This is a genomic window from Sphingopyxis italica, assembly GCF_011926545.1.
Taxonomy (GTDB): domain Bacteria; phylum Pseudomonadota; class Alphaproteobacteria; order Sphingomonadales; family Sphingomonadaceae; genus Sphingopyxis; species Sphingopyxis italica.
Genome location: NZ_JAATIT010000003.1, coordinates 406,141 through 419,410, shown reverse-complemented (window position 1 = coordinate 419,410; position 13,270 = coordinate 406,141). Strand labels below are relative to the sequence as shown.

11 protein-coding genes are annotated in these 13,270 nt (G+C 64.9%); 10 read left to right on the top strand and 1 reads right to left on the bottom strand.

Going from position 1 to position 13,270, the window contains the following annotated elements:
- Positions 1-86: 86 nt before the first annotated feature.
- The 3 genes from GGR90_RS13210 to zapE all read left to right on the top strand — a co-directional run bounded on the left by GGR90_RS13210 (position 87) and on the right by zapE (position 2,591).
- Positions 87-869 carry a succinate dehydrogenase iron-sulfur subunit gene (locus tag GGR90_RS13210; RefSeq protein WP_167921914.1) on the top strand — a complete coding sequence of 261 codons (783 nt, stop codon included), beginning with the start codon at positions 87-89 and terminating at the stop codon, positions 867-869.
- A complete protein-coding gene (locus GGR90_RS13205; protein ID WP_167921913.1) occupies positions 866-1,357 on the top strand; it encodes a hotdog domain-containing protein in 492 nt (163 codons plus the stop codon). Before GGR90_RS13210 ends, GGR90_RS13205 begins: the two co-directional genes overlap by 4 nt.
- A gap of 97 nt (positions 1,358-1,454) precedes the next feature.
- A complete protein-coding gene (gene zapE / locus GGR90_RS13200) occupies positions 1,455-2,591 on the top strand; it encodes a cell division protein ZapE (protein ID WP_167921912.1) in 1,137 nt (378 codons plus the stop codon).
- On the opposite strand, the gene GGR90_RS13195 is transcribed toward zapE, so the two are convergent.
- The gene (locus GGR90_RS13195) at positions 2,544-3,587 is read right to left on the bottom strand and encodes a polysaccharide deacetylase family protein (RefSeq protein WP_381449410.1); all 1,044 of its coding nucleotides are present in this window, start codon (positions 3,585-3,587) and stop codon (positions 2,544-2,546) included. The genes zapE and GGR90_RS13195 overlap by 48 nt on opposite strands.
- A gap of 335 nt (positions 3,588-3,922) precedes the next feature.
- Here GGR90_RS13195 and mdh point away from each other — a divergent pair, with 335 nt between their 5' ends.
- From mdh to GGR90_RS13160, 7 genes are all read left to right on the top strand, one after another.
- Positions 3,923-4,885: a malate dehydrogenase gene (gene mdh / locus GGR90_RS13190; protein ID WP_167921910.1), complete on the top strand. Its 963-nt coding sequence runs from the start codon at positions 3,923-3,925 to the stop codon at positions 4,883-4,885.
- Positions 4,885-5,160 carry a hypothetical protein gene (locus GGR90_RS13185; RefSeq protein ID WP_167921909.1) on the top strand — a complete coding sequence of 92 codons (276 nt, stop codon included), beginning with the start codon at positions 4,885-4,887 and terminating at the stop codon, positions 5,158-5,160. The genes mdh and GGR90_RS13185 overlap by 1 nt, the downstream gene beginning before the upstream one ends.
- Positions 5,161-5,203: 43 nt before the next feature.
- Positions 5,204-6,094: a succinate--CoA ligase subunit alpha gene (gene sucD, locus GGR90_RS13180; protein ID WP_167921908.1), complete on the top strand. Its 891-nt coding sequence runs from the start codon at positions 5,204-5,206 to the stop codon at positions 6,092-6,094.
- A gap of 85 nt (positions 6,095-6,179) precedes the next feature.
- Positions 6,180-8,999: a 2-oxoglutarate dehydrogenase E1 component gene (locus GGR90_RS13175; protein WP_167921907.1), complete on the top strand. Its 2,820-nt coding sequence runs from the start codon at positions 6,180-6,182 to the stop codon at positions 8,997-8,999.
- A gap of 120 nt (positions 9,000-9,119) precedes the next feature.
- Positions 9,120-10,367: a 2-oxoglutarate dehydrogenase complex dihydrolipoyllysine-residue succinyltransferase gene (gene odhB / locus GGR90_RS13170; protein WP_167921906.1), complete on the top strand. Its 1,248-nt coding sequence runs from the start codon at positions 9,120-9,122 to the stop codon at positions 10,365-10,367.
- A 112-nt stretch (positions 10,368-10,479) separates the two neighbouring features.
- On the top strand, positions 10,480-11,907 hold the full coding sequence (gene lpdA, locus GGR90_RS13165; RefSeq protein WP_167921905.1) for a dihydrolipoyl dehydrogenase: 1,428 nt from the start codon (positions 10,480-10,482) through the stop codon (positions 11,905-11,907).
- A 23-nt stretch (positions 11,908-11,930) separates the two neighbouring features.
- On the top strand, positions 11,931-13,268 hold the full coding sequence (locus tag GGR90_RS13160; protein ID WP_209023744.1) for an amidohydrolase: 1,338 nt from the start codon (positions 11,931-11,933) through the stop codon (positions 13,266-13,268).
- Positions 13,269-13,270: the final 2 nt, after the last annotated feature.

The following is a 13,270-nucleotide window of genomic DNA, read 5'->3' as shown; positions in this document are numbered from 1 at the left end:
TGCCAGCGGCTTTCGCGCGTTCACCCCCTTGCCGCCCACGGCAATCAGGTCTAGGCAGCGCGCGATTGCATAGGGAAGACCGCGATATGGCCCAATTTGTCCTGCCCAAGAACAGCCGCCCGCAAAAGACGGGCACGGTCCACAAGGCCGAGGGCGCGACCGCCGTCAAGAAATTCAAAGTCTATCGCTATGACCCCGACAAGGGGCAAAACCCGCATTTCGACACGTTCGAGATCGATACCGAAAAATGCGGCCCGATGGTGCTCGACGCGCTCATCAAGATGAAGAGCGAGCAGGATTCGTCGCTGACCTTCCGCCGCTCGTGCCGCGAAGGCATCTGCGGTAGCTGTTCGATGAACATGAACGGCAAGAACGGCCTCGCCTGCACCACTGCGATCGAGGATCTGAAGGGCGACATCACGATCACCCCGCTGCCGGCGATGGACGTGATCAAGGACCTCGTCCCCGACTTCACCCATTTCTATGCGCAATATGCGTCGATCGAGCCGTGGTTGAAGACCAAGACGACGACGCCGAGCGGCAAGGAGCGGCTCCAGTCGCCCGCCGAACGCGAGAAGCTCGACGGGCTTTACGAGTGCATCCTTTGCGCTTGCTGCTCGACGAGCTGCCCGAGCTATTGGTGGAACAGCGACAAGTTCCTCGGCCCCGCGATCCTGCTCCAGGCCTATCGCTGGCTCGCCGACAGCCGCGACGAGCTGACCGGCGAACGGCTCGACGAGCTGGAAGATCCCTTCCGCCTCTATCGCTGCCACACGATCATGAACTGCGCCAATGCGTGCCCCAAAGGCCTGAGCCCCGCGCGCGCGATCGCCGAGATCAAGAAGCTCGAGGCCGAGCGGCAGGTGTGAACGACGGGATCGAGGAGCCGAAGCGGCGCGAATATTTCAGCGCGGAGGCGCTGGATGGCGGCTGGATCAGCTGGGACCTCAAGGATTCGACGCGCTTCAATGCTTTCATCGAACCGCTGACGGTTCGTGCCGAGCCGCCGACGGCTGATGGCCGGCCCTGCGCGCGGGTGCGGATGATTCCGGAGCGCAAGCACAGCAATCTCGGCGACAATGTTCACGGTGCGGTGACGCTCGCGCTCGTCGACATCGCGCTGTTCGCGGCGTCGCATCAGTTCGGATCGCTCAACGCCGGCCATTCGGTGACGCTCGACCTGTCGACCCAGTTCGTGGGCGCCGGCCGCATCGGCGAGCCGCTCGACGCCGTGGTCGAACTGGTGCGCGAAACCGGCCGGCTGATCTTCCTGCGCGGGCTGGTCGTGCAGGGTGACAACCATATCGTGCTGAGCTTCGCGGGAACGATCCGCAAGGCGAGCAAGGACCGGGTATGACAGCGCGGCTCATAAATAGGGACAGTCCCTATTTAATGAGGAGACCGGGATTCGAGCGGCCTCGGCTTGTACGATTAAATAGGGACTGTCCCTATTTATGAGCGTTCTTTCCGCCTATGACGCGCTTGTCGCGGCGGGCGAGCTTCGCCCCGATCCCGAACAGCGCGCGGCCGCCGTGCGGCTCAGTCAGTTGCAATCCGAACTCGAAGCGGTGCCGAAGCGCGGCAGCCTGCTCTGGCGCCTGACCGGCCGCAAGCCCGAGGCGCTGCGCGGCGTCTATCTGTGGGGTGCGGTCGGGCGCGGCAAATCGATGCTGATGGACCTGTTCTACGACCAGCTCGCCATCCAGCGGAAGCGGCGCGTCCATTTCCACGCCTTCATGCTCGACGTCCATGCGCGGCTGCGCGAGGTGCGGAAGAGCGAGAGCGGCGATCCGATCCCGCTCGTTGCCGACGCGCTCGCCGAAAATACCCGCTGCCTCGCCTTCGACGAGATGGTGGTGAACAACAGCGCCGATGCGATGATCCTGTCGCGTCTGTTCACCGCGCTGATCGATCATGGCGTGACGATGGTCGCGACGTCGAACCGGCCGCCGAAGGATCTCTACAAGGATGGGCTCAACCGCGAGCATTTCCTGCCCTTCATCGCGCTCGCCGAGGAAAGGCTCGACGTGATGGGACTGAACGGCCCGACCGATTACCGCCGCGACCGGCTCGGTGACGGCGCGCGCTGGTTCGTTCCGGCCGACGATGCCGCGACCGCCGCGCTGTCGGCCGCCTTCTTTCGTCTCACCGACTATCCGCCCGAGGACCGCGCGCATGTGCCGAGCCTCGACCTCGATGTCGGCGGCGGGCGGACGCTGCACGTGCCGAAGGCGTTGAAAGGCGTCGCCGTCTTCTCGTTCAAGAAACTGTGCGGCGAGGCGCGCGGTGCCGCCGACTATCTCGCGGTCGCGCGGCATTTCCATAGCGTGATCCTGGTGGGCATCCCGCGGATGGGGCCCGAGAACCGCAACGAGGCGGCGCGCTTCGTCACGCTGATCGACGCGCTCTACGAATATAAGGTCAAGCTGCTCGCGAGCGCCGCGGCGGCGCCCGACCAGCTTTATGTCGCGGGCGACGGGGCGTTCGAATTCGAGCGGACGGCAAGCCGTCTCGCCGAAATGCAGTCGGACGATTACCTCGGTCTAGGCCATGGCCAACAGGATGCCGCCGGCGATCTTCCCCCAGCGTGACGTGTTGGCGGTGACATAGGCGAGACTGCGGACGTAACGCACTTCGTGGGCGAGGTGCCCCGCGGCCTGTTCGGCGGTGCGGCGGAGCGTCCGGAGCGGTCGCGGTTCGGGCGGCCTGATCGGCCCGGGCTGCGCCGGTGGCTCGGGCAGATCGGTGAAGCCGCCGCTGGTCACGCGGCGGTCGGCGGCGACCGCCTGGCATAGGGCCTCCATGCGCGCGATCGCCAGCCGGTTGGGGACCGCGCGATCGCGACTGAGCAGTTCGAAGCTGTGGCTGAAGGCCGAGAACTGGATCGCGCCGTTCGCCGCCGCATGATCGAGCGCGTCGCGCATTTCCTCTTCGGACATGGCGCAGAGCTGCGCCGGCCGAAAGCTGTTGGCGCGGTCCATCAGGCCGCTGACCGGCACTTCGCAGACGCCATGATGCAGGCGCATCCCGATGTTGCGGCGGTCGAGTCCGATGTCGCAGCCATGACCGACATGGGCGCCGTTGAAGCTGCTGTCATAATCGAAGCCCAGTGCCGCGAGCGCGCGCAGCGTATCGTCGTTGGCGCCGAAATTGCCGGCGCGAAAGGCGACCGGCTCGGGCGCCCCGGCGCGCATCAGCATGTCCGCCGCCAGCCCGATCAGCTTTTTCTGCGCCCCGAGCGGGAAGTCGCCGATGTTGCGCCCGGTCAGCCGCCCGACCGGGCTGAACCGCGCGAAGGCGAGCCATTCGGTGTGGATGTGGAGCTGCACCTCGTGACCGCGCGCGACGATGGGGGCGATGATGTCGCGGATGATCGACGGCCCGTGGACGAGCGCCGGCATCGGATCGACGAAGAACACGCCCTTGAGGCCGTATCTTTCCAGCATGTCCATCTGGAAATGGATGCCGAAATCGCCATCGCGGCAGCGGCCGAGGATCGAGCTTTCGAAATTGGTGCGCGCGTCGTGGCCCCGTTGATAGAGGCCGGCCGACAATTCGGTGTCGAAGCTGATGATCGCGCGCGTCACCATCGGCGCGTAACAAAGCGGGGATAAGGGAGGGTTAATCGGCCCCGGGGCGATAGCTTATGCGGACGACGCATTTTTGTTCCATCCTGCCGCGAACCCGTTGCGATCTTGTCCTATCACGCGCCAGCCTGTCACCCTGAACCCATATTTATGGGCCCTATTGGTATTGCGAACTATTATCAAAGAAAGGCGGTTTTTCGGCCTTTTGGCGGTTGTTTCGTTAAGGGAATCGGCGTAGGGGGTCGCCAGTCTTGGGACCGGAGCGGAGCTTTAGCCCGTGCTCCCGCCGGTCTGTGAACCAATGCCGGGCTTGCCACGAAGGAGTGCCGCGCACCATGGGACGCAAGAAGATCGCTTTGATCGGAGCCGGGAATATCGGCGGAACGCTGGCGCTGCTCGCCGCGCAGAAGGAACTCGGCGACGTCGTCCTGTTCGACGTGGTCGAAGGCGTGCCGCAGGGCAAGGCGCTCGACCTGTCGCAGGTTGGCCCGATCGCGGGCTTTGACGCGAAGATCACTGGCTCGAACGACTATGCCGACATTGCGGGCGCCGACGTCATCATTGTCACCGCCGGGGTCGCGCGCAAGCCGGGCATGAGCCGCGACGACCTGCTCGGTATCAACCTGAAGGTCATGAAGGCCGTCGGCGAAGGCATCAAGGCCAACGCCCCTGACGCCTTCGTCATCTGCATCACCAACCCACTCGACGCGATGGTGTGGGCGCTGCGCGAATTTTCGGGCCTGCCGCACAATAAGGTCGTCGGCATGGCCGGCGTGCTCGATTCGGCGCGCTTCAGCCACTTCATCGCCGATGAATTCGACGTGTCGGTGAAGGATGTGAACACCTTCGTGCTCGGCGGCCATGGCGACACGATGGTTCCCGTCGTCCGCTATTCGACGATCAACGGCATCCCCGTTCCCGATCTCGTCAAGATGGGCCTGTCGTCGCAGGACAAGATCGACGCGATCGTCAAGCGCACCCGCGGCGGCGGCGGCGAAATCGTCGCGCTGCTCGGCACCGGCTCGGCCTTCTATGCCCCGGCCGCGAGCGGCATTGCGATGGCCGAAGCCTATCTGGGCGACCAGAAGCGCATCCTGCCCTGCGCCGCCTATGTCGACGGCCAGTACGGCCTCGACGGCCTCTACGTCGGCGTGCCGGTGATGATCGGTGCTGGCGGGGTCGAAAAGATCGTCGAGATCGAACTCGACGACGCCGACAAGGCGGGCCTGCAGGTATCGGTCGACGCGGTCAAGGAACTGCTCGACGCCTGTAAGGCGCTGGATCCGTCGCTGGCGTGATGGATTTGGGCCAATGGGCGCTTATCGGTTGGGTAACGTCCGTTGGACTGTGTGCGTTTCTGGCATGTTTTAACTCAACTTCGTCCGGAAAGTCTGGGGTTGGCACGTGGCTGAAGGCAAACATTCCGGGCTTGGCTCTTGCTGCTCTTGGAGCAGTTTTTGCCGGAAAGCACGAGAGCATGCTCACGATATGGGCCATCGCTCTTTTGCCAGGTTTAATTGGCGGCAGTTTTGGACTCTTGATCGGCTGGCGTCTGGGTTCGGATCGCAAGTGACAAAATTTCGTCCGATAGTCGGACAACGAATGAAGGAAGAATGATGTCTATCCTTATCGACAAGAATACCAAGGTCATCACGCAAGGGATGACGGGTGCCACCGGAACCTTCCACACCGAACAGGCGCTCGCTTATGGCACACAGATGGTCGGCGGCGTGACGCCGGGCAAGGGCGGCACGACGCATATCGGCCTGCCGATGTTCAACACGGTCGAGGAAGCGAAGCATGCGACGGGCGCGACCGCGTCGGTCATCTATGTGCCGCCGCCGTTCGCCGCCGACTCGATCCTCGAGGCGATCGACGCCGAGGTCGAACTGATCGTCGCGATCACCGAAGGCATTCCCGTGCTCGACATGGTCAAGGTGAAGCGCGCCCTCAGCGGCTCGAAGTCGCGCCTGATCGGCCCCAACTGCCCCGGCGTGCTGACCCCCGACGAATGCAAGATCGGCATCATGCCCGGCAACATCTTTTCGAAGGGCAGCGTCGGCGTCGTCTCGCGCTCGGGCACGCTGACCTATGAAGCGGTGTTCCAGACCACGAACGTCGGCCTGGGCCAGACGACCGCGGTCGGCATCGGCGGCGATCCGGTGAACGGCACCAACTTCATCGACGTGCTCGAACTCTTCCTCGCCGATGACGCCACGAAGAGCATCATAATGATCGGCGAAATCGGCGGCGACGCCGAGGAGCAGGCGGCGCAGTTCCTGATCGACGAAGCGAAACGCGGCCGCAAGAAGCCGATGGCGGGCTTCATCGCGGGCCGCACCGCGCCTCCGGGCCGCCGCATGGGCCACGCCGGCGCGATCGTGTCGGGCGGCAAGGGCGATGCCGAAAGCAAGATCGCGGCGATGGAAGCCGCCGGCATCAAGGTGTCGGCGAGCCCGTCGGAACTCGGCACGACGCTCGCCGAAGTGCTGAAGGAACGCGTCTGACCGGACGGCTCGCCGGCGCCCTTTGCCGGCGGGCCTCCGCTCCCCATATGATGATACCTACCCCTTCCTCCCCCTGGAAAAGCAGATGAACCTCGAACGACAAAGCTTCGACATCGACGAGCCGCAGGCCGGCCCGAGCTGGGCGCCGAAGAACTGGCCCCGGATCGACAGCGACGACCTGACCGCCGCGCTCGACCCGCAGCAGATGCAGGTCGCGGTGAAGGCCGCCGCCGCCAAGGCGGGCGCCGCGCTCTCGAACGCCGAGGTCGAGCGCGCCGCCGACGATTCGATCCGCGCGATGATGCTGATCCGCACCTATCGCGTGCGCGGCCACCTCGCCGCGACGCTCGACCCGCTCGGCCTCAGCCAGCGCGAACTGCCCGCCGATCTGACGCCCGAATATCACGGCTTCGTCGGCGCCGATCAGGATCGGCCGGTGTATATCGGCGGAACGCTGGGGCTCGAAAAGGCGACGATCCGCGAGATCGTCGCGATCCTGCGCGCCAATTATTGCGGCCATGTCGGCCTGGAATATATGCACATTTCCGACGTCGAGGAGCGGCGTTTCCTGCAGGACCGGATGGAGGGCGCCGACAAGAGTGTCGAATTCACCCAGGAAGGCAAGCGCGCGATCCTGAGCAAGGTGATCGAGGCCGAGGAATGGGAGAAATTCCTCGCGCGCAAATATGTCGGCACCAAGCGTTTCGGGCTCGACGGCGGCGAGTCGATGATCCCCGCGATGGAATCGATCATCAAATATGGCGGCCAATATGGCGTGAAGGAAATCGTCTATGGCATGGCGCACCGCGGGCGGCTCAACATGCTCGCGAACGTGCTCGCCAAACCCTATCAGGTGATCTTCCACGAATTTTCGGGCGGCAGCGCGAACCCCGACGATGTCGGCGGTTCGGGCGACGTCAAATATCACCTCGGCACCTCGACCGACCGCGAGTTCGACGGCGTCTCGGTGCATATGTCGCTGGTTCCCAATCCCTCGCACCTCGAGGCGGTCGATCCGGTCGTGCTCGGCAAGGTGCGCGCGCAACAGGTGGTGCGCGACGACCTCGCCGAACATACGCAGGTGCTGCCGGTGCTGATCCACGGCGACGCCGCCTTCGCGGGGCAGGGGATCGTCTGGGAATGCCTCGGCTTCTCGGGCATCCGCGGCTACAACACCGGCGGCTGCATCCACTTCATCGTCAACAACCAGATCGGCTTCACGACCAGCCCGCAGTTCGCGCGCTCGTCGCCCTATCCGTCGGATGTCGCCAAGGGCGTTCAGGCGCCGATCCTGCACGTCAACGGCGACGATCCCGAAGCGGTGACCTTCGCGTGCAAGCTCGCGATCGACTTCCGCCAGCAATTCAAGCGCGACGTCGTGATCGACATGTGGTGCTATCGCCGCTTCGGCCACAACGAAGGCGACGAGCCGTCGTTCACCCAGCCGCTGATGTACGAACGCATCCGCAAGCATCCGCCGGTATCCCAGCTCTGCGCCGCGAAGCTGCAGGATGAGGGCGTGATCGACGCGGGCTGGGCCGACGCGCGCCGCGCCGAATTCACCGCGCGGCTCGAAGGCGACTTCGAGGCGGCGAAGACCTACAAGCCGAATAAGGCCGACTGGTTCGCCGGGCGCTGGTCGGGCCTCTATGCGCCGACCGAATCCGAACATGCGCGCCGCAATATCGCGACGGGCGTTTCGGAAAAGCTGTTCGACTCGATCGGCCGCACGATGACGACGATCCCCGCCGACGTCGAAGCCCACAAGACGCTGCGCCGCGTCATCGACGCGCGCGGCGCGATGTTCGCCGACAAGAAGGACGGTGAAGTGTTCGACTGGGCGACCGCCGAAAGCCTCGCCTTCGGCACCTTGCTGAGCGAAGGCTATCAGGTGCGCCTGTCGGGACAGGATTCGGGGCGTGGCACCTTCAGCCAGCGCCACGCCGTCTGGGTCGACCAGAAGACCGAAGCGAAATATATCCCGCTGACGACCGTGCCGCACGGCCGGTTCGAGGTGCTTGATAGCCCGCTCAGCGAATATGGCGTGCTCGGCTTCGAATATGGCTATGCGATGGCCGATCCGAAATCGCTGGTCCTGTGGGAAGCGCAGTTCGGCGATTTCGCCAACGGCGCGCAGATCATGATCGACCAGTTCATCGCCGCGGGCGAGGCCAAGTGGCTGCGCGCCAACGGCCTCGTGCTGCTGCTCCCGCACGGTTATGAAGGGCAGGGCCCCGAGCATAGCTCGGCGCGCCTCGAACGCTTCCTCCAGCTGTGCGCCGGCGACAATATCCAGGTGTGCAATATTTCGACCCCGTCGAACTATTTCCACGTCCTGCGCCGCCAGATGCTGCGCTCGTTCCGCAAGCCGCTGATCATCATGACGCCCAAGTCGCTGCTCCGCCACAAGCTGGCGGTGTCGCAGCGGTCGGACTTCATCGGCGAGGCGCATTTCCGTCGCATCATGTCGGATCGCACCCCGCCCGCCGACAAGGACGTCAAGCGCGTCGTCCTCTGTTCGGGCAAGGTCGGTTACGACCTGATGGAAGCGCGCGACGCCGCGGGCCTGACCGACACGACGGTGATCCGCATCGAGCAGCTCTATCCCTTCCCGGGTGAGGCGCTCGCGGTTCGCCTGAAGCGGATGCCGAAGCTCGAGGAGGTCGTCTGGGCGCAGGAAGAACCGCGCAACAACGGCGCCTGGTTCTTCGTCAATGAACTGATCGAGGAATCGCTGACCGAGGCGGGCCACAAAGGCATGCGCCCGCGCTATGCCGGCCGCGCCGCCGCGGCCTCGCCCGCGACCGGCCTGATGAGCCGCCACCAGACCGAACAGTCGGCGCTCGTCGCCGACGCGCTCGGCCTTTCGGTTCGCGCCGAAATACGGCGCACGAAGAATAAATGATGAGCGTACGCGCCATAAATAGGGACAGTCCCTGTTTATCGGTCGAGGTCGCCCAACAAACGCAACGATAATCTCGATAAATAGGGACTGTCCCTATTTATGGCTCCCAAGGAAGAAGCGATGAGCACCGAAGTCAAAGTCCCCACGCTGGGCGAAAGCGTCACCGAAGCGACGATCGGCGAATGGCTGAAGCAGCCCGGCGAAGCCGTCGCGCTCGACGAACCCATCGCGAGCCTCGAAACCGACAAGGTCGCGGTCGAAGTGCCGTCGCCCGTCGCCGGCGTGATGGGCCAGCAACTCGTCGCGGTGGGCGATACGGTCAACGTCGGCGCGGCGATCGCGACGATCGAGGCCGGCGGTACTGCAGCCGCCCCGGCGCCTGCCGCAGCCGCGCCCGCTCCCGCACCGGCCGCGAAGGCGGAAGCCGCCGCGCCGGCTCCCGCCACGACCGCCGCGCCGGCCGGTGAAAGCGTCGATACCGTCACCACCATGTCGCCCGCGGTGCGCCGCCTCGTGCTCGAACATGGCGTCGATCCGACGAAGATCCATGGCAGCGGCAAGGACGGCCGCCTGACCAAGGAAGACGTGCTCGCGGCCGCCAGCGCGGCGCCTGCCGCCGCCCCCGCACCGGCGGCTGCGCCTGCCCCTGCCGCGAGCGCCGCGCCGGGCCGTCAGGAAGAGCGCGTCAAGATGACGCGCATGCGCCAGACGATCGCCAAGCGCCTGAAGTCGGCGCAGGACACCGCGGCGATGCTGACGACGTTCAACGATGTCGACATGTCGGCGGTGATGGCGACGCGCGAAAAATACCGCGACAGCTTCGAAAAGAAGCATGGCGTGCGCCTCGGCTTTATGAGCTTCTTCACCAAGGCGGTCGCGCTCGCCGCGCATGACATCCCGTCGGTCAACGCGCGGATCGACGGCGACGAGATCGTCTATCACAATTATCTCGACGTCTCGGTCGCGGTCAGCGCCCCGAACGGCCTCGTCGTGCCGGTCGTGCGCAATGCCGACAGCATGTCGTTCGCCGACATCGAGAAGGCGATCGCCGACCTCGGCAAGCGCGCCAAGGACGGCACGCTGACGATGGACGACATGACCGGCGGCACCTTCACCATCTCGAACGGCGGCGTGTTCGGCGGTCTGATGTCGACCCCGATCATCAACCCGCCGCAGTCGGCGGTGCTCGGTCTCCATCGCATCGAGGATCGCCCCGTCGTGCGCGACGGCGAGATCGTGATCCGCCCGATGATGTATCTCGCGATGAGCTATGACCACCGCCTGGTCGATGGCCGCGAGGCGGTGACCTTCCTCAAGACGATCAAGGAAGCGATCGAGGACCCGACGCGCATCCTGATCGATCTTTAAAATATCCCACATCCGTTCGGGCTGAGCTTGTCGAAGCCCCGTTCTTCCCTTGAGAGCGACGGATTGAGAAAAGTACGGCCCTTCGACAAGCTCAGGGCGAACGGAGATTGAAATGTCGGACTTTGATTACGACGTCCTTGTCATCGGTGCCGGTCCCGGCGGCTATGTCGCGGCGATCCGCGCGGCGCAGCTGGGCCTCAAGACCGCGTGCGCCGAGGGGCGCGAGACGCTCGGAGGCACCTGCCTCAACGTCGGCTGCATCCCCTCGAAGGCGATGCTCCACGCGTCTGAATATTTCGAGGCGGCCGCGGGCGGCGCGATGGCGGCGATGGGCATCAAGGTGAAGCCCGAGCTCGACCTCGGCACCATGCACGGCCAGCGCAAGGATGCGGTGAAGGGCCTGACCGGCGGCATCGAATTTCTGTTCAAGAAGAACAAGATCGACTGGCTGAAGGGCTATGCCCAGTTCACCTCGAAAGATACCGTCGAAGTGGCGGGCAAGTCGGTGCGCGCCAAGAATATCATCATCGCGACCGGCTCGTCGGTGACCCCGCTTCCGGGCGTCGAGGTCGATAACGACAAGCAGATCATCGTCGATTCGACCGGCGCGCTCGAACTCGCCAAGGTTCCGGGCCATATGGTCGTCATCGGCGGCGGCGTGATCGGGCTCGAACTCGGCAGCGTGTGGCGCCGCCTCGGCGCCAAGGTCACCGTCGTCGAATATCTCGACCAGATCCTGCCCGGCATGGACGGCGACGTCCGCAAGGACGCGAACAAGATATTCAAGAAGCAGGGCATGGAATTCAAGCTCAAGACCAAGGTCACCAAGGCCGCGGTCGCCTCTGTAAAGGGTGGGGGCAAGAAGGCCGTGCTGACGCTCGAACCCGCGGCCGGCGGCGACGCCGAAACGCTCGAAGCCGATGTCGTGCTGGTGTCGATCGGCCGCCGTCCGAACACCGACGGCCTCGGCCTCGACAAGGCGGGCCTCGCGCTCAACCAGCGCGGCCAGATCGAAACCGACCATGATTTCTCGACGCAGGTTCCTGGCATCTGGGCGATCGGCGACGTCATCCCCGGCCCGATGCTCGCGCACAAGGCCGAGGATGAGGGCATCGCCTGCGCCGAGAATATTGCGGGACTGACCGGCATCGTGAACCACGACGTCATCCCGTCGGTTGTCTACACCTGGCCCGAAATTGCCGGCGTCGGCCTGACCGAAGAGCAGGCTATTGAGAAGGCGGGTGGGGAAAAGGGTGAGGTCAAGGTCGGCAAGTTCCCGATGATGGCGAACAGCCGCGCCAAGACCAACCACGAGCCCGATGGCTTCGTGAAGGTGATCGCGGATGCGAAGAGCGACCGCGTGCTGGGCGTATGGTGCATCGCGAGCGTCGCGGGCACGATGATCGCGCAGGCGGCGCAGGCGATGGAATTCGGCGCGACGTCTGAAGACATCGCCTACACCTGCCACGCGCATCCGACGCACAGCGAGGCGATCAAGGAAGCCGCGATGGCGGTGACGGGCAAGCCGATTCATATTTGACACGGAAAATGGGGGAGAGTGTGATGGCGAAGCATTGGCTGTGGGCAGCGGCTTCGCTGGCTCTTTCCCTCACCGCGACGGGCGCGCGGGCGGCGCCCGATCTCGATGCCGCGAATGCGCGGCTGACCACGCTGCTCGACAAGAATTATCCGGCGCTTGAGGCGCTCTACAAGGATTTGCACCAGCACCCCGAACTCGGGATGCAGGAGGTCCGCACGGCGGGCATCCTCGCACAGCATCTGCGGGCAGCGGGATTTACCGTCACCGAAAAGGTCGGCGGCACCGGCGTCGTCGGCCTACTCAAGAATGGCGAGGGTCCGACGATCCTCGTGCGCGCCGACATGGACGCTCTGCCGATGGAGGAGAAGACCGGGCTCGCCTGGGCCAGCAAGGCGCGCGCGACCTATGAGGGCAAGGATGTGCCGGTGATGCACGCGTGCGGACACGACACGCATGTCGCCTATCTGGTCGGCGTCGCGCAGGCGCTTTCCGCGATGCGCGATAACTGGTCGGGCACCGTCATGCTGATCGGCCAGCCCGCCGAAGAACCGCTCAGCGGCGCGCGCGCGATGCTCGACGACGGACTTTTCAAGCGATTCCCGAAGCCCGATTTCGGCTTTGCGGCGCATGTCACCAACCTTCCGGCGGGCGTCGTCGCGATCAAGGCGGGGCCGTCCTCATCGGCGTCGGACAGCTATGCGATCATTTTCCACGGACGCGGCGGACACGGCTCGATGCCCGCGGCGACGATCGACCCGATCCCGATCGCCGCGCGCTTCGTCACCGACACGCAGGTCGTGATCAGCCGCGAAAAGGACCCGGCGGCGTTCGGCGTGCTGACGATCGGCGCGATCAACGCGGGCAGCGCGCCCAACATCATTCCCGACAGCGCCGAGGTGAAGGTCAATCTGCGCTCGCAGTCGCCCGAGGTGCGCAAGCTGCTGCAGGACGGCACCGCGCGCGTCGCGAAGTCGGCGGCCGCGATGGGCGGGGCGCCCGAACCGACGATCCGTTACATTGGCGGCACCGGGGTGATGACGAACGACGAGGCGATGGCGAAGGCCGCGGTAACCGTTTTGACGCCGGTGTTCGGCAAGGGCTTGGCTTTTGCGCCGGTGAGCGCGACCCCGATGTCTGGAAGTGAGGATTTTTCGGAATTCGTCGATGCGGGCGTGCCATCGCTCTTCTTCGGGATCGGCGGTTATGATCCCGCGGTGCTCGCCGATCTCAAGGCGAAGGGCGAGCCCGCGCCGACCAATCATTCGCCCTTCTTCGCCCCAAAGGCCGAACCGGCAATCCGCAATGCGGTGACCGCGATCATGCTGTCGATCATCGGCGGCGTGCGCCCCGACGCGAAATAGGC